Source organism: Nostoc sp. 106C, assembly GCF_002154725.1.
Taxonomy (GTDB): Bacteria; Cyanobacteriota; Cyanobacteriia; order Cyanobacteriales; family Nostocaceae; genus Aulosira.
The window spans coordinates 41,501-62,262 of the sequence record NZ_MTAW01000106.1 but is presented as its reverse complement, the minus strand read 5'-3'; the positions used below and the strand labels follow the sequence as shown (position 1 = coordinate 62,262).

At 40.5% G+C, this 20,762-nt stretch carries 13 protein-coding genes and 1 pseudogene; 9 read left to right on the top strand and 5 right to left on the bottom strand.

Annotated elements, in window-relative coordinates; all coding sequences use genetic code 11:
- Window positions 1-2 precede the first annotated feature (2 nt).
- From BV375_RS14595 to BV375_RS14555, 9 genes are all read left to right on the top strand, one after another.
- Complete coding sequence (locus tag BV375_RS14595; RefSeq protein ID WP_086761632.1) at window positions 3-959, top strand: glycosyltransferase family 2 protein; 957 nt, start codon at window positions 3-5, stop codon at window positions 957-959.
- Window positions 960-1,168: 209 nt separating this feature from the next.
- Window positions 1,169-2,371 (top strand): glycosyltransferase family 4 protein, encoded by a 1,203-nt coding sequence (locus BV375_RS14590; protein WP_086761630.1) that lies wholly within the window; start codon window positions 1,169-1,171, stop codon window positions 2,369-2,371.
- A complete protein-coding gene (locus BV375_RS14585) occupies window positions 2,289-3,224 on the top strand; it encodes a glycosyltransferase family 2 protein (RefSeq protein WP_086761628.1) in 936 nt (311 codons plus the stop codon). The genes BV375_RS14590 and BV375_RS14585 overlap by 83 nt, the downstream gene beginning before the upstream one ends.
- 132 nt (window positions 3,225-3,356) lie before the next feature.
- Complete coding sequence (locus BV375_RS14580) at window positions 3,357-4,787, top strand: glucose-6-phosphate isomerase (protein WP_086761627.1); 1,431 nt, start codon at window positions 3,357-3,359, stop codon at window positions 4,785-4,787.
- A gap of 239 nt (window positions 4,788-5,026) precedes the next feature.
- Window positions 5,027-6,190 carry a glycosyltransferase family 4 protein gene (locus BV375_RS14575; protein WP_086761625.1) on the top strand — a complete coding sequence of 388 codons (1,164 nt, stop codon included), beginning with the start codon at window positions 5,027-5,029 and terminating at the stop codon, window positions 6,188-6,190.
- Window positions 6,191-7,151: 961 nt separating this feature from the next.
- Window positions 7,152-9,494 (top strand): DUF11 domain-containing protein, encoded by a 2,343-nt coding sequence (locus tag BV375_RS14570; protein WP_086761623.1) that lies wholly within the window; start codon window positions 7,152-7,154, stop codon window positions 9,492-9,494.
- A gap of 30 nt (window positions 9,495-9,524) precedes the next feature.
- The gene (locus tag BV375_RS14565; RefSeq protein ID WP_086761621.1) at window positions 9,525-13,016 is read left to right on the top strand and encodes a filamentous hemagglutinin N-terminal domain-containing protein; all 3,492 of its coding nucleotides are present in this window, start codon (window positions 9,525-9,527) and stop codon (window positions 13,014-13,016) included.
- A 219-nt stretch (window positions 13,017-13,235) separates the two neighbouring features.
- Window positions 13,236-15,746 (top strand): CHAT domain-containing protein, encoded by a 2,511-nt coding sequence (locus BV375_RS14560; RefSeq protein WP_208099123.1) that lies wholly within the window; start codon window positions 13,236-13,238, stop codon window positions 15,744-15,746.
- 259 nt (window positions 15,747-16,005) lie between these two features.
- Complete coding sequence (locus BV375_RS14555; RefSeq protein WP_086761617.1) at window positions 16,006-16,248, top strand: hypothetical protein; 243 nt, start codon at window positions 16,006-16,008, stop codon at window positions 16,246-16,248.
- A 286-nt stretch (window positions 16,249-16,534) separates the two neighbouring features.
- On the opposite strand, the gene BV375_RS14550 is transcribed toward BV375_RS14555, so the two are convergent.
- The 5 genes and pseudogenes from BV375_RS14550 to trxB form a co-directional block, all read right to left on the bottom strand.
- Window positions 16,535-17,452: a DUF5331 domain-containing protein gene (locus BV375_RS14550; RefSeq protein WP_086761615.1), complete on the bottom strand. Its 918-nt coding sequence runs from the start codon at window positions 17,450-17,452 to the stop codon at window positions 16,535-16,537.
- A 56-nt stretch (window positions 17,453-17,508) separates the two neighbouring features.
- A complete protein-coding gene (locus BV375_RS14545; RefSeq protein WP_086761613.1) occupies window positions 17,509-17,841 on the bottom strand; it encodes a (2Fe-2S) ferredoxin domain-containing protein in 333 nt (110 codons plus the stop codon).
- A 114-nt stretch (window positions 17,842-17,955) separates the two neighbouring features.
- Entirely contained in the window at window positions 17,956-18,930 is a 975-nt protein-coding gene (locus BV375_RS14540) for a cysteine synthase A (protein WP_086761612.1), read from the bottom strand.
- 124 nt (window positions 18,931-19,054) lie between these two features.
- A pseudogene (locus tag BV375_RS14535) lies at window positions 19,055-19,298 on the bottom strand (Uma2 family endonuclease); the annotation flags it as partial.
- 30 nt (window positions 19,299-19,328) lie between these two features.
- Window positions 19,329-20,702, bottom strand: a complete 1,374-nt coding sequence (trxB, locus tag BV375_RS14530; protein WP_086761610.1) for a thioredoxin-disulfide reductase — start codon at window positions 20,700-20,702, stop codon at window positions 19,329-19,331.
- Window positions 20,703-20,762 lie beyond the last annotated feature (60 nt).

Sequence of the window (20,762 nt, the reverse complement as noted above, 5' to 3'; positions counted from 1 at the left end):
TTATGTCTAGCACCTCTGAAGTAGTACAACCTCTGGTCAGTGTGATTATTCCTACCTATAATCGACCAGAGTATCTTAAGCAAGCGATCGCCAGCGCGGTTAAACAGACTTATCAAAATATTGAAATTATTGTTTCTGATAATTGTAGTCCCGAAAATCCCCTACCGATTGTCGAATCTTTTGGAGATTCACGTATCCAATTTTGGCGACATCCGCAAAATATAGGGATGATTGCTAATCAGATGCATGGTTTTAAAATGGCGCGGGGTAAATATGTTGCTAGCTTGCATGATGATGATGTGTGGAACGAAAACTTTTTAGCCAAGCTTGTACCACCATTAGAAGAAAATCCCGAACTGATTATCGCTTTTTGTGACCAATATATAATAGACGCTCAAGGCAATATTAATTATTCTGGTACAGAAGAAAATACACGAGGTTTCAAGCGTCACAAACTAGTAAAAGGTGTTTATAAATCTTTCGCTAAGATTGGGTTAGTAGATAAAAGTATACCCACAGCCGCAGCTTGTGTAATTCGCAATAATCTTTTGGATTGGGATAATATTCCTTCAGAAGCTGGTGGAATGTGGGATTTATATTTAACCTATCTTTGCTGTATATCTGGTTATGCAGCTTACTATTCTCCAGAAAGATTGACGCGATATCGTGCCCATGAGCAAACTGATACAATGCTCAGTGGCTCTCAAGATGTTCAAGCAAAAATTCGTAAAGCTAAAAGCGAATTATTTTGTTATCAAATCTTGATGGCAGATCCTAAACTTCAAGAATTTAAGCCATACTTTCAAAATAAATGGTTAGAAGCTAATACAACTTTGGGGATTGGATTAATACGAAATAAACAGACAGATGCAGCACGTCCTTATCTTTGGCAAGCACTGAGCAAACAGAAATTTAATTTGCGGACTCTAGCTGCTCTGACTCTCAGTTTCATTATTTGAATCTTAGTCAAGCAATTACTAGAATGAGCTAAATTCTAGAATTAAGCCTCGTACAAAATTTTGTTTTATGAGAAAAAATCATAGAAATACACAAGTTTACACTAATAAATTATCTGTGTTTATCTATGTTTATTTGTGGTTCCAAATATCTTTATCTTGGATACTTATTAGAAGCCTACTAATTAACTAATTTATTAAGGAGGTGGTGTGTGAAACTTTGCATTGTTACCCACACAGTTAAAAAAGGTGATGGTCAAGGACGAGTCAATTATGAGGTAGCCAAGGAAATAATCCGTCGTGGTCATCACCTCACATTATTAGCAAGCGAAGTAGCACCTGAATTAAAAGAGAATAGCCAAGTTAACTGGATTGAGATTCCAGTCCAAAAGTTTCCTACAGAATTTATTCGGAATTTCGTATTTGCAAAAAAAAGTGCAGATTGGTTGCAAAAAAATCGCGCTGATATTGATTTAGTCAAAGTCAATGGCGCGATTACCAACACATCAGCAGATGTGAATGCTGTACATTTTGTCCACAGTTCTTGGCTGCGATCGCCTGTGCATATTTCCCGCACTCGTCGGGATGCTTACGGATTTTATCAGTGGCTTTACACTGCGTTGAATGCTCACTGGGAGAAACAGGCTTTTCAAAAAGCGAAAGTAGTCATCGCCGTATCTGAGAAAGTAGCTCAGGAATTAGTCAATATTGGCGTACCGCGTTCTCGAATTCAGGTAATTGTCAACGGTGTAGATTTAGAAGAATTTACTCCTGGTGTAGACGACCGCCAAACATGGGGTTTACCAGAAAATGTTCCTCTAGCTCTGTTTGCTGGCGATATTCGCACCGCCAGAAAGAACTTAGATACAGTACTATACGCCTTAGCAAAAGTTCCCGATTTACATTTAGCGGTGGTTGGTAACACAGAGGGTAGCCCCTTCCCTCAATTGACAGCCTCTCTGGGGTTAAGTGAGCGAGTGCATTTTTTAGGGTATCGACGTGATATCGCCGCAATTATGCGGGTTGCAGATTTATTTGTATTTCCTTCCCGTTATGAGGCTTGCACCCTCGTATTATTAGAAGCCCTCGCCTCTGGTTTACCTGTCATTACCGCCACCGCCACTGGGGGTGCAGAATTGGTGACACCAGAATGCGGGGTAGTTTTGTCCGATTCAGATGATATCGATGCTTTAGTAGCAGCCTTGTTGTCTTTAGTAGACGATGACACTTTGTTGCAGCAAATGGGAAAAGCAGCTCGTTCTGTCGCTGAACAACATAGCTGGACTACGATGGCACAAACCTATGTAGATCTATTTGAGGAGTTAATCAAGAATGAAGAACACTGTTCTCATCCCCACCTATCGCCGTCCTCTAGATCTATCTCGCTGCCTTTTAGCACTACAGGCGCAAACTAAACCAGTCGATCAAGTAATAGTAGTTGTCCGCGATACAGATGCTCAAACTTGGGAATTCCTCGCCCAATCGCCACCGCACAACCTACCTCTGCACACCATCAAAGTTACCAAACCTGGGGTAGTAGCAGCCCTCAACGCCGGACTAACCGCAGTAGAAGGAGACATTGTTTCCATTACAGATGATGATGCAGCCCCCCATCCTGATTGGTTAGAGAAAATCAACGCTCATTTTATCTCAGATAGCCGCATTGGTGGTGTTGGTGGGCGTGATTGGGTACATCAAGGAAACAAGGTAATAGATGACTCCCGGCAGATAGTTGGTAAATTGCAATGGTTTGGACGGGTGATAGGTAACCATCATCTAGGAGTGGGAGAACCTCGTGAAGTCGATGTTCTCAAAGGCGTGAACATGAGTTTTCGCCAAGAAGCAATCGCACAATTGCGTTTTGATGAACGGATGCGCGGTACAGGGGCACAAGTACATTTTGAAATGGCATTTACCCTAGCGTTAAAGCAGGCTGGTTGGAAGCTAATTTACGATCCACAAGTGGCAGTAGATCACTACCCAGCACAACGTTTTGATGAAGACCAGCGCAATAATTTTAATGAAATTGCCTTTATTAACTTAGTTCATAATGAAACTTTAGTTTTATTAGAATATTTGCCGCTTTTACGCCGTGTGGTCTTTTTATTATGGGCAATATTAGTAGGCACAAGGGATAGCTTAGGCTTAGTGCAATGGCTGAGACTTTTGCCTAGTCAAGGTCAATTGGCAGGTAAAAAATGCTGGGCATCTTTGCGCGGTCGTTGGCAGGGATGGCAAACACATCGGCAATTCAAAAGTCAAAATTAAAAATTCACTACAATTCATCTGTGTTCATCTGTGGTTCCATAATTCTTTCGTGTATTCAACAAGCTTAAAAGAATTTCACGCAGAGGCGCAAAGAATAATTTCTATAATCAAAAATCCAAAATCTAAAATTGAATGACTTCTAAGCAGATACTCTTCAATAGTGTTTTACAACAAAACTTTTCTCCCCAGGATCGAGCAGCACAGGCTTGGATGGTAATATTGGGTTTCATACTATTAACAATAGTTTGCTATTTTGCTGGTGCAGCTGCAATTTTGCGCCTAGTTTTTCCAGCAACAGCTTTACTAGTAGGTTTATTTCTCTATTTACGCCATCCAATTCTCTACATCGGGTTTACCTGGTGGATTTGGTTTCTCACACCCTTAGTTTCTCGCTTAATAGACTACCGAGTCGGCTGGGATGCAACCCGCCAGATACTGATTACACCCTATTTAGTAGTGTTTGTGACTATAGGAACCTTCTTACGCTACCTTCCTAGTACCCTACGCCAAGGAGGTTTACCTTTTCTTTTAGCTTTTATTGGAGTATTTTATGGTTTTTTAGTTGGTCTAATTTATAATGCGCCTGTTCCTGTAGCACGAGGTCTTTTAGATTGGCTCAGTCCGATTATTTTTGCTTTTCATTTATTCACAAATTGGCGAGATTATCCTAGCTATCGCGATCATATTCAGCGCACATTTCTTTGGTGCGTGTTAATTCTTGGAGCTTACGGTGTTTATCAATTTGTAGTAGCTCCAGAGTGGGACAGATACTGGCTGATAGAGTCAAAAATGTTTAGCAGTTCTGGAGATCCTGTACCGTTTGGGATGCGTGTTTGGAGTACGTTGCACTCAGTCGGGCCTTTTGGCTCTGTGATGCAAGCTGGTTTATTGTTGTTATTTACCAGAACTGGATTTTTAATTTTTCCTGCTTCAGCTGTTGGTTATTTATCATTCTTATTAGCACAAGCCCGGACTAATTGGGGTGGCTGGTTATTAGGAGTAATTATCATTTTAGGTTCAGTCAAAGCTAGAATTCAAATACGTCTAATTACCATTATTTTGGTAATGGCACTTTGTGTTGTACCCTTAATAACTATCGAACCTATTTCTAAAGTTGTGGCTACTCGTTTTGAAACTTTTTCTAATCTAGAAAAAGACAGTAGCTTTAAAGATAGATCGGGAAGTTATGACAGAAATCTCAGTGTTGCTCTTTCTAATGGGCTAGGTAACGGTTTAGGAAATATTTGGAAGGTAAATGAAAAAACAGGACAAATTGAAGTATTTGTCATTGACAGTGGCGTTTTAGATATGTTTTTCACCTTGGGCTGGTTTGGCGCTATCCCTTATTTAGGCGGTTTGATTTTGTTGATTGTTAATGTCAGTAAGTATAGTGAAGGTCGTTTTGATAGCTTTGTAAGTGCTTCCCGTGCGATTGGGATCAGTGCTTGTTCTCAACTAATTATTGGTAGCGGGATGTTGAGTGTTGCAGGCATGATTCTTTGGGGATTTTTTGCTATGGCTATGGCAGCACATAAATATTATCAGCATCAAGGAACTAAGTAGTTAAAGAATTTTGGATTTTGGATTTTAGATTGACTCCATGAATCAATGTTCCTTCTTGAATAAAGAATTGGAGATTTTGGATTTGTGTCACCAATAAATTTAGTTATTTCAAACAGTTTTAAAGTTTGAAGCTTTAATCCGAAATTTAAAATCTAAAATTCGGTCATCGTGAACTTTATAAGGGCGAGTGTTCCTCGCAATTTATGACAATCTATTTCATTTAAATTAAGGTCAACATTATGAAAGTTATTGCTATTATGCCGCTGGCTGAACAAAAAGGTGGCGGTGAAATGATGTTTTGGGATTTAATGCAACAGGGACGACAAGCGGGTATCGAATGGTTGGCGATATTTTTAGAAGACGGCCCAATGGTAGAACAAGTAAGGTCGCTCGGTATTAATACAAGAGTGATTGCAAGTGGTCGCCTGCGTCAAATTCACCGTTTGATTAATACGGTTTTTCAGATAGCTTTGATCGCCAGACGCGAACGTGCAGATGCGATCGCCAACTGGATGTGGATCACTCATATCTATGGAGGAATGGCCGCGATCGCAGCAGGATTACCTGCTGTGTGGTATCAACTAGAAGTACCTGATGGTAAGTCTTGGTTGGTAAGACTGGCGACTTTATTACCTGCTCGTGCGATAGTAACTCTCTCTCAAGATGGTCAGGAAGCGCAGGCAAAGATTTGGCCTCATAGACCAACACCTCTGGTATATCCTGGTGTAGCTTTAGACCGCTTCGAGCCTACTGTTCTACCATCTCCAATGGAAGCGCGGATCAAGTTGGGCTTACCGATCCACGGGCCTTTAATCGGCATTGTCGGGCGTTTGCAAAGATGGAAGGGAATGCATGTTTTAGTAGATGCAATGCCGCAAATTTTGCAGAAATATCCTGATGCTCACTGTGTAGTCGTTGGCGGTAAGCATGATTTAGAACCTGATTATGAGGACTTTTTAAAAACACAAATAGCGGCTTTGGGTTTGAGCGATCGCGTGTTCATGGTTGGATTACAGCGCAACGTTCCTGAGTGGATGCAGGCGATGGATATCTTTGTACACGCTTCCGACAAAGAGCCATTTGGTATTGTGATTATCGAGGCGATGGCACTTGGTAAACCTGTGATTGCTGGTAATGCTGGCGGTCCAACGGAAATTATTACAGATGATGTCAATGGCCTACTAACACCTTACGGTGATGCAGATGCATTAGCGATCGCCATTCTCCGCTATCTTGAAGATCCACAATTAACCCATACTATCGGAGTAGCAGCACGACAACGCGCCCTTGATTTTTCAACGCAACGTTACGCCCATAACTTTATTAATGTAATTCGCTCTGCTGTATCCGATGTGCCCAAAACATTAGCAGTCGATACTACCACTCCATCAACTTTGAATTGAGAAGTCTTAACTTATGCTACTAGTTTAAATTTAGAAAAAAGCTAATGTTGGCATCCTGTCACTACTTTTTCTCTTATGCTTTAAATATTCTTTGTTTCATAAATGAAATGACAACAAATAATTAAAGGATGTAGAGAAGGAAACTGGTGTGCGTTCAATAGTGTTGAGTACATAGTCTAAAGTTACCAGACTCAGCAATAAGTTATAGTAACGGCTTCTGCTGCTATGAACTTTGATGACTCAGCACTACTTTAGTAAATATGAAGTTTTCAATAAGAATATCATTTTTCTCTCCCTAAAGTGAATAAGAGAGTCAGCAACTCAGTAAAATTGATTTTACACTTACTCCTTACTACATCAGTCTTAGAAGTGATTTCGATAGATAAATGATTTGGCATACATATTTGTGCTTCAAGAACTAACTACTTAACAATTTATTTATAGGACACCCTCTTAAACAGTCTTTTTAAAGATATTACCTAGATATTTATAATTTCATTACATTGTGCTTTAATAACTAAAAAGAGTATTTTTTGTGTGCCTATTATGAATTGAACACTTCATATAGAGCCTTGTATATAACCATTTTTTTAGTATTTTTATCTTAAAAAATACTAATTTTGTGTATTTTGTTTCCAAAGATTTCTAGAGATATCTCATAAGACTTTTTAGAGAATATCTGAAAAATCTTGTTATTAACATCCAAGTAAGCGGATATTTGCAAACAAGAAGCGAATTTAATTCGCTTCTTACACAGACTAACAAAAAACTTCGGGTTTCAAATCCACGTGCGGCAAAGCAGAACCAACCTCACAGAGTAGGTGATTTTTGCCTATGTAAATGCGATTTCCAAGGATACTTTTGATTAATTACTGAAGGGTGAAGGGTATCACCCTAGACTTTTTCTCATTCCCATGCCTCAGGCTGGGAAATATTGACGCTGACTCACTCAATAGTTTTTATGACTAATCAAAATTCTAGATTTTCTGATTCATCTCATCGTTCCCAAAAGTTTGATTTTTCATCAAAAGGTAGAGAGAAAGGTAAGTGTAAACCTTTACTAGCCGATTTATCGCTTAGTCAAACGATATCTGATACTTCCTTATTAGTAGGCAATCAGGCTATTTTTACACTGACATTGAAGAATAGCGGTTCAGCCAATGCAACAGGAGTGAAAATAAAAGATTTACTACCTTCTGGTTTTAGCTTTGTCAGTGCTCAACCTAGTGTTGGGAGTTATGACAGCAAAACTGGTATTTGGAATGTTGATTGTATCGCATCAAGATGTAATGCAACGTTAATCCTGAAGGGTACAGTTCTTAATGCAGCCAGCGCTTCTGCTTACACTAATGTTGCAGAAATTATTGCTGCTAATCAGAAAGACCCAGATTCAGTTGTTAATAATCATAAACCGACTGAAGATGACTACACAAGTGTGCTTGCACCTGTCATTAAGCTAGCTTTAGACACAAAATTTACTCTCGTTAATCAACAACCATTTACCAATCTTAAACAAGCCATTGATAACAACGGAGATGGTATAAAAGATCAGTTTATTGCACTTCCTGGAGATAATGTTAGCTTTACGATTACTATAAGTAATAATGGTTTTGCTAATGCTAAAGGAGTGAAAATTGTTGACGATCTCAGACAAAAGCTGCCTATAGGTTTAGATTTTGTCAGTTTTTCTAATCTTGATGGTGGTACAAGCATTGACACAGATAATAATGCGCAAACAGTTGAGGTTTTATTTAACAACATTGCTCCTGGTAAATCTAAAACCATTACCGTCAATGCTAAAGTCAGTACCGATTATATTACGCCTATTAATTTGTCAGGCAGATTAGGAACGGTTAATCCTGATACAGGTGAGATAAATACAGCCCTGCCCGAATATTATGAAACGCCTTTTAACGGGACTTTTTTTCTTCATTACAATGTACAAAAAGACGTAAGTCAAGACAGGGTAAATTTCGGTTTTTTAAATATTCAGAATAATGCTGAAGTTGTTGCTGTCAACGGCAATACTCTTAATGCAGGATCGATAACTACTAGTGCTAGGTTAGATGTTTCTACCTACAAACTTCAGGGGACATTAAATAACGGACAGCCATTTCAAGTTTATTCTGTCGAGAATTTAAAGAACCCTAACACTTCTAACCCCTCTTTTTTCCTTAATCCCGACCCTGATGCTGGTTCTATAAGTCTCGGCTATCCCTACTTTAATCAATCGAATTTCTTACAACCAGGTCAGACTGGTATTGCTGGATTTTTAGCAACGTGGATTAAAAGTAACGATCCCCAATACTTAGCTGATTTAGCAACTTGGGTAAATTTGGGGGCTGACGGAAATCTATCCAATACTCAAGATGAACAAGCAGTCATCAACAAGCTTGCTGCTTTTGTTCAAGATGGAGTTTATAGTCGCGATCGTTATGCTAACGGTTTATTTACTTTCAATAATGGTACTCAGACAGAAGACCTGAGCTTTGAAGTTGGTCAATTTTCTCCAGAAATCAAGAATTTTGTAAATCTCTCAGTCACAGATACAGGTGTAGTGTTCACTGGTAGTAACAGTAAGTCCCAAGGATCATTATTTACTGACTTACAAGCTGCCTTTGATTCTTTTAATTTTACTAGTCCTACTGGAGTCAAAATTAACATTAAAGATTCTAATGGAGATGGTAAGATTAAAACCCGATTGCAAGAATTAGGCGGTTACAAAAATAATTGGTTAGTTTCCAGTATTACGATTGATAGTAGTGTGAAACAAGTGACTTTTGCATCTGATAAGAGTGGGGCGAACCTTGATTTCTCTACACAAAATCTGAGCGTTTCTAATGCAATCCCAACTTTTACTTTGCGGGGTAGTGATAATGCCAGCGATACGATTATTGGCACTCGATTTGATGATGTAATTAAAGGCGGAAACTGTGTTGATACTTTATCTGGTTTCGATGGCAATGATACGATTTGTGGCGGTTGCGGTGATGATTTAATTACTGGTGGTAGAGGTAATGATTGGTTAACTGGTAACGAAGGCAAGGATCGGTTCATTTTTGGTGCTAACTTTGGTGACGATGCCATTAGCGACTTTTGTAGATATCAAGACCAAATCGACCTCAGCCAACTGAGTCTAACTAAAGGCACTTTGGACAGTAATAGTGATGGCGTTATCAATGCTAAAGATAAGCTCGCTTCGCTGAACAATTGTAATCTAAATTTAGATCTGACGTCTTTGAATGGTGGTAGCATCACTTTCACAGGAGTCACTGCGGTTAATATAGCCGATTTTATTTTTTAACTCGATTTTCCACAGTGAAGCAACTAACAGATGGTGCACTACAAGCCGATCGAAATTTTGGTAAGCGGTGGAGCGATCGCCTGTACGCTAGGCTTAACTACAGGTGTATTGGCACAAATTATCCCTGACAACAGTTTAGAATCTGAACGCTCAATTGTTACTCCTAATGTCCAAAAGCAAGATGGTCTGATAGATCGCATTGATGGTGGGGCGATTCGGGGTAGTAATCTGTTTCACAGTTTCCAAGATTTCAATGTTGGTAATCTGCAACGGGTATATTTTGCCAATCCTGCTGGAATAGAGAATATTTTGGGAAGAGTCACGGGAAATCAAGCCTCTAAGATTTTCGGGACGTTGGGGGTTTTAGGTAGTGCCAATCTATATTTGATTAACCCTAATGGGATTATTTTCGGACAAAATGCACGCCTAGATATCTCCGGTTCTTTTTTCGCCAGCACTAGCAACAGCCTGTTATTAGAGAACGGTGAAAAATTTAGTACCCAAAACCCAAAAGCGCCTCCTTTACTAACTATCAACCAGCGTCCGGGGTTAGATAGTTGGTTACCGCCTCAAAGTGCTATTGCTAACTCTGGTAACTTATCTGTAGGGCAAGACTTGACTTTAGTTGGGCAAAATCTTGACTTACAAGGACAGTTGCAAGCAGATAGTAATTTAACCTTGCAAGCTAGCGATACTGTCAAAATACGAGATAGCTTCAATAACCCTTTCATCGCCTCGGCTGGAAAACAACTATTAGTCCAAGGCAATAAAATAGACATCTTTGCCTTAAATCATCCCGCCAGTGGCTTCTTTGCTGGTGAAAATATGCTGTTGCGTTCAGCAAATTCTATTGGTGGAAACGCACAATTTTTCAGTAATGGGAATTTTCGTCTCGAACAAATGAATGGTAATGGCGGAGATTTAGCAAACACTGATGATCCGATTATTCGGGCGAGTGGAGATGTGAGTTTTAATAGTTATACAGGAGCTTCCATTCATATTTTTGCTGGTGGTAGTGTCACAATTGACAGTTTAACTATTACTAGCCCCGATACTACTAATTTTATTAATGAAACAGTTACGCTTGCTGATGGCGTAACGCAAGTTCCTATTAATGGCAGTGTAAAACCCACTGTTGATATTAGAGCCGGAACTAACGCTTTCAACCCACCAGGAATTACAGGAAATTCATTTGTTTTTTCTTCTACTCCTAACATAAATGGCAATCCTAGTAGTGCCAATATCACCATCAATCAAATTATTAATCAGGGAGGACTGGTTTTTTTAACCAATCAGTATCAACCCAATCTTGTTTTATCGGGTGACATTAGCGTTAAATCTCTGCTGGGGACATTTGCTGGTACTTCCGGGGGTGGTGATATTGTGATTGACTCAAGAGGAAAAATTATCACTCCTAAATTTGTTGATGCTTCTGGGGTCGATTTTTCTACTTTCTCGTTTTCCAACCCCGGTGGAAATATCACACTGTTAGCTAAAGATGATATTTTCATGCCATCTGGATCTCAAATTTTCTCCTATGGTTCAGCTGGGGGAAACATTACCCTCAAGAGTCAATCAGCGATTATTCAAGAACCAGCGCCTCCAGGAGATTCATATATTGAAAGTGCCGCCTATGGTTCCGGTCAAGGTGGTGATGTGACATTGAATGCACCGTCGATTTCTTTAAGTAACTATGTGCAAAGTAATTTGCGTACAGGTGCAACAGGCCCAGGTGGTAAGTTGATAATTACCGCTAATTCCTTACAAGCAAATCAAGCCGAATTATCGAATATTACTCGGGGTGGTAATGCTGGCAATGTCATCGTTAATGCTGATGCAATTTCTTTGAATAACTCTAGGCTAGGAAGTCAGACTTTAAGTGCCGATGGGGGAAAGGCTGGCGATGTCGAGATTAATACGAAGACCTTTGTGGCAACCAATGGTGGTCAGGTCTTTTCGCAAACAGAAGGTGTAGGCAATGCTGGTAATATTACAGTTAATGCTGCGGATGCGATCGCCCTCACTGGAACCTCTGATATTGGGGCTTTTAGTGGTTTTAGTAGTATTGTCTTTCCTACTGCTGAAGGCAATGGTGGCATCATTAAAATTAAGACTGGCTCTTTATCTCTACAACAGGGAGGGCAAATTCGAGCCACTACTGTGGGGCGTGGGAATGCAGGCAGAATTGAGGTAGAAGCAGCAAAATCGATTGTGATGGATGGGGCAATTTTATTAGCAAACCCAAATCTTCCTCAATCAGTAGCGATCCCTAGTGGCATTATTAGTGAAGTTTTACCTGGTTCGCAAGGTCAAGGTAATGTAATTAACATTAATACAAGTCAACTTTCTGTCAGTAATGGTGCGGGTATTAGTGCTAGTACGATTGCTCCAGGTGATGCAGGTAGTATTTTTATCAATGCAAGTGAATCAGTTGCCTTCGATGGTAATCCTGGTCAACCGTTTAAGCCTAGCGGTGCTTTTGTCAGTACTTTAGAGGGTGCAATCGGAAAAGGCGGAACGCTGCAAATCACGACACCCTTTTTATCCATCACTAATGGCGCAGAATTAGAAGCCTTGACTGAAGGTGGAGGAGATGCAGGCAATATAGTAATTAAAGCCAAGGATAGAGTCTTCCTCTCAGGTACAAATACGGGTCTGTTTTCCAATACCAATCCGGGTTCTACTGGTAATGGTGGCAATATATTCATCGATCCCGAACTTGTTGAGATCGGGGATGGTGCAACCATTTCCGTAAATAGCCAAGGTGGTGGGATTGGTGGCAATATCGAGATTCAGGCAAACAAATTAATCCTCGACAATCAAGCTTTAATTTCTGCGGAGACAGCCAGTAGCAATGGCGGTAATATTGCCTTGAATTTACCAGATTTTTTATTGTTACGTCGTGGAAGTCGCATTTCAACAACGGCTGGGAATTCTGGTGCAGGTGGTGATGGTGGCAACATTAAAATAGACACAAATTTTATTGTTGCTGTGCCGACAGAAAATAGTGATATTACAGCCAACGCTTTCTTCGGTCGTGGTGGCAATGTCGATATTACAGCCACAGGTCTTTTTGGTATCGGATTTCAACAACAACTTACCTCTGGGAGCGATATTACAGCGAGTTCTCAGTTCGGCGTTTCGGGAACTGTATCAATTAATAATCCAGAGGTTAATCGCAGTGCGGGATTGGTGACATTACCAGAAAAACCGAACGATCCGCGCAATAGAGTAATTGCTAGTTGTGCTGCGACCGAAGGTAATTCCTTTACGATCACCGGAAGGGGTGGGTTACCCGTAGATCCGACTGCAACTATTCGCAGTCAAACTCTATTGTCTGATATGCGAGATTTTACAACTACAGAAAGTCGCAATCTAGCAAGTAATTTTTCGCCTCAAACAAGACAGTTAATCGTGGCAGCAACAGGCTGGATAATTAATGCAAAAGGAGAAGTGGAATTAGTAGCATCTTTACCTCAAGAAAGTTCCCCTCAAAAAAGTTTTAATTGTAGTCATTCATAAATTTTTTATGTAGTTTATCTACAGCTTTTCTGCTTGCGTACCTACTGCCCACCTTATACTAAAAATTTTTACAAATTATTTAGGTCAAAAATGTTAAACAGAAACAAAAATAATTTTTATAAAATTATATATAATAAAACATTGCTGCACAATTTTGGGTTTGTATTAAAAAGAAAAATCCAGATTTTATGGTATTTTTTAATAAGCTTAATATTGACTGTGCTATTAGTCAATAAAGGTAGTGCTGCTGTTGTAATTCAATCCAGGTTACCAGAGCAGAATCGCATAACTCAAGAACTACCTAATACTTCAAATTTAATACAACAGGGAAAAAATTATTATCAAAATGGTCAATATACAGAAGCCGCTAGAGTATGGGAAAATGCTCTAAAATCTTATGAAGCAAAAAAAGAAGTCGTCAACCAAGTTCAAGTACTGAATTATTTAGCCTCAGTATATAAAGATTTAGGAAAAACGCAACAATCTCAAACTACAATTACAGAAAGTCTGAATTTAATAAAAAGCTTTAAAAAACCAGAGCGTCAGAGTAACTTACTATTAGCCCAAGCATTAAATACTCAAGGAACAATCCAACTACTGCAAGGACAAACGGAAACTGCTATAAATACCTGGAAGCAAGCAGCAGTAATCTACGATCGCACTGGAGATAAAACAGGCAAACTCATCAGTCAAATTAATCAGGCACAGGGTTTGCAAACTTTAGGGCAATATCGTCGAGCTAAAACTCTGTTAGAAGAACTGGTTGCAGAACTGCAAAATCAACCTGATAGTCTGCTGAAAGCTAAAGGACTCAGAAGCTTAGGAGTAGCGCTGCAAACTATTGGTGATTTGCAGAAATCAAATACAGTTTTAGAGAAAAGTTTGGCAATTAGTAAACAATTTAATTCTCCAGCGGATGTGAGTGTAGTTTTGTTTAGTCTTGGTAATATCGCTAAAGATTTACAGAACTATGATGTTGCTTTGATAGACTACCAAGAAGTAATTAATTTATCTCCAGAACCACAAGCTCAATTAGAAGCGCAATTAAATAAGTTTAGTTTGTTAGTAAAACTGCAAAGATGGGAACCAGCAAAGGCGTTAATTCCAGAAATCGAAACTAACTTATCCTCACTTTCTCCTAGTCGTCCTGCTATTTATGCCAGTATCAACTTTGCAGAAACTTTGATGGCAATAGAGCGTGCAGAAGAGAACTTAATTGCTGCTAAAACTGCCCAACTGTTAGCAAAAACCATCCAACAAGCTAGAGAAATCAAAGATTCTAGAGCCGAGACTTACAGTTTACAACAATTAGGTAAACTCTATCAACAAAACGGTCAGTTAACAGATGCTAAAAGATTGACACAACAGGCACAAAAATTAGCGCAAGAAATGGATGCGGCTGATTTGGTGGCTCGAACTGCGGCACAGTCGGGCACAATTGCTAAAGAACAAGGAGATATTAAGAGTGCGATCGCAGATTATGAAATTGCTTTTAATCATCTACAATCCTTACGCAGTGATTTAGTAGCTATTAATCCCGATGTTCAGTTTGATTTTAGAGAAAGTATTGAACCCATCTATCGAGATTATGTCAGCCTGTTGTTAGAAAAAGGTGATGAGCAAAGCAACCTCAAACAAGCGCGTCAGGTAATAGAAGCTTTACAACTAGCGGAATTAGATAACTATTTTAAGGATGCTTGTGTAGATACCCATCCTGTAGCTATCGATCAAATCGACGTGCAAGCTGCTGTCATCTACCCGATTATTCTCAGCGATCGCTTGGAAGTCATCCTTTCAATTCCCAATCAACCCCTGCATCACTACAGTACCCAACTGTCAAAAAAGCAAATTGAAAATACCCTGAAACACCTTTATTCTTATGTATCCCGTGGTTATATCAGCGAAGAGAGTTTTCAACTGTCTCAAAAAGTTTATAAATGGCTGATTGCACCTGCGGAAGCGAAGCTCAACAGCAGTAAGGTAACAACCTTAGTATTTGTCCTAGATGGTTTTTTGCGCAACTTGCCAATGGCAGCGCTTCACGATGGCGATCGCTACTTGCTTGAAAAATATAGTGTTGCTCTCAGCCCGGGATTACAGCTATTTCCCCAAGGACTGCAACGAAAAAAATTAGGCGTCTTAGCTGCTGGACTAGCAGAAGCACGGCAAGGTTTCAGTTCCCTACCTGCTGTTACAGGAGAAATTCAAGAAGTAACAGCGAAAGTTGAAGCAAAAGTATTGCTCAATCAAAAATTTACTCGTGATAGCTTGAAAACAGCGCTTGATAGTCAACCATTTCCAATAGTTCACCTTGCAACTCACGGTCAATTTAGTTCTAATCCCAAGGAAACTTTTTTGCTGACATGGAGCGATCGCATTTCCATTCTAGATTTTGATCGTTTATTCCAAAAAAGAAGGCTGGGAATCCTCGAACCAATTGAATTATTAGTGATGAGTGCTTGCCAGACAGCAGCAGGTGATAATCGCGCTACTTTAGGATTAGCTGGGTTTGCTTTGCGTTCTGGAGCCAAAAGTACTATTGCTAGCCTGTGGTCAGTGAACGACGAATCAACATCTAACTTAATGAAGGAATTTTATCAGCAGCTGAGTAACCCTAAACTCAGTAAAGCTGAGGCATTACGGCAGGCGCAACTAAAAATTAAGGCAAATCCTTTATATCAACATCCCTATTTTTGGGCTGCTTTCGTTCTGGTAGGCAATTGGTTATAGCAAAATTTGGTTTTGCAGAATATTATCGCCCACAGTCGTCATCAACTGCGTATACTAGCACGCATGAAAATGGGCTTTGGGCATTAGTAATTACTATTCTCCCCTTGTCTCCAGTCCCTATTTTTCTAATCGCCTGATATTTTTGCCATACCTCAGACTGCCGATGTAAGCTTGGTAATTTTTTCTACGCTTTTGGGAAGATGAAGCTCTGTTTTCAGGTGAGTAGAAATTAATTAGAAACCTAAAAGAGGGCAAATTTATGGTTAGTACAGGGAACGGACAGTCTCAACAACCTATTAGCAACCTAGAGTACGATTTTGTTACTGTGCTGCATAACAAAGCAGAAGCAGTTAAAGCTTATGACACTTACATCCAAGATGCACAGGAAGCTAACTCCCAGCCCTGTGTAGAATTATTCCAAAAATTGCGGCAGTCTGATATTGAACAAGCACAAGAAATCCGCCACCATCTTCAACAAGTATTGCAGCACGGTAAAATGTAAGGTTATTGATTGAGACATAGCAAGCAGCAGCTATCAGTTAGACTGATTCCCTGCTGCTTGCTGTAGTTGTTCCACACTCAACCCCAAAACTAACAACTGAGGTACAACTTCTAAGTTCAATTGATGTTTACCTTTTTCCTCGCTGTTATGGTTGTTTTGTAATCAAAAAATCTTGTAATACCAATTTGAAAAAAGAATGCGACAGATTGTAGGGGCACGGCACTGCCGTGACCTCTAGAATATTTATTGATGTGTCGCCAACATTATTTGATTTGGTATAACTACTTCAAAAGTGGATAAAAATAGATTCCTCGGGGTCCCAATCAGCACCTTGACAAAACTCATCGACCCAAGAGGCAAGACTACGAGCATTAGTCTTAGGTGAGAGCTTAACCTTATGAGGAATATTAGGCAATTGCATCCTCAATGGTTTACTAGTGCCAGGTACCTTGACAGCGACAGCAAGCGATTTTAAATTTGTGTCATATTGGGAAACCTCAGTAGCCATTGCAGTGGATAACACAGATATGTCTTTACTAGGAATTTCAGGAGTTATTTCTGAAGGTGGTATAATTGCGGGTTCGCGGGAAACTCCTGTAGCTATTGCTAGCGCTCGCCCAGGTTGATGTTGAAGTATCATCTTGGAAGCAGGCTTCTCGACAAGTAGCGTTTTGGCTGAAGATTCGCAATTAACTTGGCTAGCTACTGCGACTGATGATCTGGGTTGGCGATCGCGAACTACTTCATTAGTTACTGTAACCGATGACACAGCCAGTTTTGGATATGCAAGCTCAGTAGCCGTTTTTTCTGAATGTGGTCTCTCAAAAGCGACTTCTGGAGAATCAGTAGCTAATGATACAGCCTGAAATTGATCGTGAATCTCTTCTGAAGATTCGCTATAAAAATGATTTGCAGGTATAAAATGCTCTGTGGTAAATGAATCTAACTCTTCATCAGGATTGAAGTTAAGACCCAATGCGGTAACTATATGGTCAGGATTATTATTTAGTTCGCTCAGAAAAGAAAGTATCTGATCGAACTGCGGTTCTAAAACAGACAGAGTAGCTAAGATAAAACCAGATGAAGGACGCCGCAGACCATCATAAGTACCCCAAATTCGCATTTTTACTAACCAGGGGCGGTTTTGTTCGTAGTAACTCAGCCACTTCATTTTTAATGATTGACGTAGCTGCTGAATGTTCATTGGATGCCTCACTTCAGTCAACAAAGAGTGCAGACTTTATATATTTTTAAACAGCTTTATCCCTGGGGATGAAACCGATAATAAAGCATCTGCTTGACTCTTTGAGCACCCAATAAGTGTTGTTCTACCAGTAGAGGTACTTCGCTTGGTTGAACGCCGCTATACCAAACCATCTCTGGTAATACTAATACCATCGGTCCGTTGCCACATTGTCCCAAACAACCACTAGCTGTAACCATCACACCAGGAACTGGCAAAGCGACAAAGGCTGCTAAAACACCTAATGCACCTTGTTTTTTACAACTGCGGTTTTGACAGACTCGCACGCATCTGGGAGAAGTATTTGGGTCTAGAGTTGGTGAGTGTGATGGTTGAGTGGTGTTTGACATTTTTTTACGAACCGCAGAGGCGCTAAGGACACAAAGAAGAGGACAGGGAAGTAGGAGGACCAGAGGAGATAACTATTGACTATTGACCCTTGCCTTTTAACAAATGACAATTGACTAATCGACTGAAAGTCCTTTGGAAGCTAACCATTCTTGGTTAAATATCCGCGACTGATACCGGGACCCACTATCACATAAAATTGTAACAATCGTATGTCCTGGGCCTAACTGCCTTGCGAGGGCAACAGCTGCACCAACATTAATACCTGTTGAACCACCCATTAACAATCCGTCTTTTCTCAGTAGTTGATAAACTACTCGCAAAGCTTCTTTGTCATCTATTTGGATAGCATCATCGGCTGGTGAGCCTTCCATATTCGCTGTGATGCGACTATTACCAATACCTTCGGTGATGGAATTGCCTTCTATCTTGATTTCCCCAGTTTTGATGTAGCTGTAAAGTCCACTCCCTAGGGGGTCTGCAACAACACATTTAATTGCTGGATTCTTTTCTTTTAAGTAAAGTGCTACACCAGCAAATGTACCACCAGTCCCCGTTGCAGCTACCCAGCCATCGACTTTACCATCTGTTTGCGTCCAAATTTCTGGTCCTGTAGTTTCGTAATGAGCGTGGCGGTTAGCTAAATTATCAAACTGATTTGCCCAAATCGCATTATCTAATTCACTAGCTATTCTGCCAGATAGCTTGACGTAGTTGTTGGGGTCTTTGTAGGGTACTGCGGGAACAGGACGAACTTCTGCCCCTAATGTTGTTAAGGCGTCTATTTTTTCTTGGGACTGAGTATCAGGAATGATAATTAGGCATTTGTAGCCTTTGGCATTACAAATATGCGCCAATCCAATGCCAGTATTACCAGCTGTACCTTCAACTACTGTGCCACCGGGTTTGAGTAAGCCCTTTTTTTCTGCGTCTTCAATAATATAAAGTGCGGCGCGGTCTTTGACGGAACCACCAGGATTAAGAAATTCTGCTTTACCGAGAATTTCGCACCCCGTTTCTTCACTAAAGCTGTTTAAGCGAATTAGAGGTGTATTGCCAACGGTGCCGACGAAGCCATTTTTGATATCCATTTTGCCTGTACCTAAGTTCTTCTCTATAAAAATTTTGGCTTATAGCGGTGGCAATAGTGATGTATTCTGTAACTGCGATCGCATTAATATAATGATGACTCCGATATTCTAGATCACGCCCTGATTACCAAACTTTACTCATGTTCACAACGAATCCAGGCATAACTGGATCGCTGCTAACAGTCTTGGGATTTTCCAAACATACTTCTGGCATACCAAGACGATAGATATAGACTTGGCGCGCTTTACGGTCAATTAGCCAACCTAAGTCTACTCCTGATTCCCTCATGTATTCTGCCATTTTTTCTTGCCAAGGTTTGAGGTTCTCAGAAGGCGACTTATAGTTCCAACACAAAATCTGGATGGATACCCCCAGGCTTCTAGCCTGAGGGGGTTTTTTAAAGGCTACTTTCAATCAACTGGCGGTACTCACTTTTTTGCTTCACACCTTTGAGTTCTTTCAAAAGTTCCTTATTTTTGAACAATTGAACTGTCGGTGTTCCTGTCACACCAGCATTTTCGGCAATATCTCTGTCTTTGTCGATATCAATTTCAACAAAGTGAATTTTGCCATCAAATTCATCGACTACTTTATTTAGTATTGGCTTGAGAGTATGACAAGGACCACAGCCAGGAGAAACGTATTTTACCAGAACTACGCGATCGCTTTCGTGGAATAGTTTCCGCAAAGCATAACCACCCTCATGGCGCGTAGCATTCAAATTAAATTCGGCTTCTTGCTCAGCTTCGGTTTTCTTGGCTGCTGGCTGATGTTCTAATTCATTAACTGCTGTTTCTGGCTGTTGATGGAATTCCTGAATTAAACCATTGGAAGATAACCAGCGTTCTGCCAACATCGCCGCCATACAGCCAGTACCCGCAGCTGTAATTGCCTGCCGAAACTCATGATCTTGTACGTCGCCAGCAGCAAAGACACCTGCGACACTGGTTTCTACAGAACCATGCTTAGTAGCAACGTAACCCACCTCATCCAGTTCCAGTTGTCCTTTGAACAGAGAAGTATTAGGTGTGTGACCGATGGCGTAGAATAAACCTTTCGCCTGTAGTTTGCTTTCTTCACCAGTTTTAGTATTACGGATTTTCACCCCATCCATGTGGCCGTTACCAAAGATATCTACGGCTTCTGTGTTCCAATGTACTTGGATTTTGGGGTTACTCAAAACCCTGTCTTGCATGGCTTTAGAAGCCCGCATTTTATCAGAGCGTACCAGCAGATTTACTTTAGAACCGTACTTTGTCAAATATATTGACTCTTCTGCTGCTGAGTCACCAGCACCAATTACAGCCAGTTCCGCACCGTGGAAGATTGGTGTAGCACCATCGCAAATCGCACAAGCAGAAATCCCGCGACTCCAAAATTCATGTTCGCTGGGTAAACCTAAACGCTTCGCCGTCGCACCAGTGGCGATGATGATGCTGTTAGCTTTAACTTCTCTTTCCTCTGAGCGGATAGTAAAAGGACGTTGAGTCAAATCTACTGATATCACATCCTCTGTATATAATTCAGCCCCCCAGCGCTCTGCCTGTGCCTTCATCCTATCCATCAGTTCCGGCCCGGTAATGCCTTGGGGAAACCCAGGAAAGTTCTCTACTTCCGTCGTTGTCATCAGTTGCCCACCAGGCAATCCCCCTGCTTGGAAGCCTTCAAATACAACGGGCTTCAAGTTAGCTCGCCCTGCATAGATGGCCGCTGTGTATCCTGCTGGCCCAGAACCGATGATTACCAAGTTTTCTACTGTCGGGTTGGTCATAACAGTTATACAAACTCATAACGACTACGCTTAATATAGCATAACAAAGTGCGATCGCAA

Bases quoted from the DNA above. Each gene is read 5' to 3' on its own strand.
- BV375_RS14595 (WP_086761632.1), top strand. From the start codon at position 3: ATGTCTAGCACCTCTGAAGTAGTACAACCTCTGGTCAGTGTGATTATT.
- BV375_RS14585 (WP_086761628.1), top strand. From the start codon at position 2,289: ATGAAGAACACTGTTCTCATCCCCACCTATCGCCGTCCTCTAGATCTA.
- BV375_RS14580 (WP_086761627.1), top strand. From the start codon at position 3,357: ATGACTTCTAAGCAGATACTCTTCAATAGTGTTTTACAACAAAACTTT.
- BV375_RS14575 (WP_086761625.1), top strand. From the start codon at position 5,027: ATGAAAGTTATTGCTATTATGCCGCTGGCTGAACAAAAAGGTGGCGGT.
- BV375_RS14570 (WP_086761623.1), top strand. From the start codon at position 7,152: ATGACTAATCAAAATTCTAGATTTTCTGATTCATCTCATCGTTCCCAA.
- BV375_RS14565 (WP_086761621.1), top strand. From the start codon at position 9,525: ATGGTGCACTACAAGCCGATCGAAATTTTGGTAAGCGGTGGAGCGATC.
- BV375_RS14555 (WP_086761617.1), top strand. From the start codon at position 16,006: ATGGTTAGTACAGGGAACGGACAGTCTCAACAACCTATTAGCAACCTA.
- BV375_RS14550 (WP_086761615.1), bottom strand. From the start codon at position 17,452: ATGAACATTCAGCAGCTACGTCAATCATTAAAAATGAAGTGGCTGAGT.
- BV375_RS14545 (WP_086761613.1), bottom strand. From the start codon at position 17,841: ATGTCAAACACCACTCAACCATCACACTCACCAACTCTAGACCCAAAT.
- BV375_RS14540 (WP_086761612.1), bottom strand. From the start codon at position 18,930: ATGGATATCAAAAATGGCTTCGTCGGCACCGTTGGCAATACACCTCTA.
- trxB (WP_086761610.1), bottom strand. From the start codon at position 20,702: ATGACCAACCCGACAGTAGAAAACTTGGTAATCATCGGTTCTGGGCCA.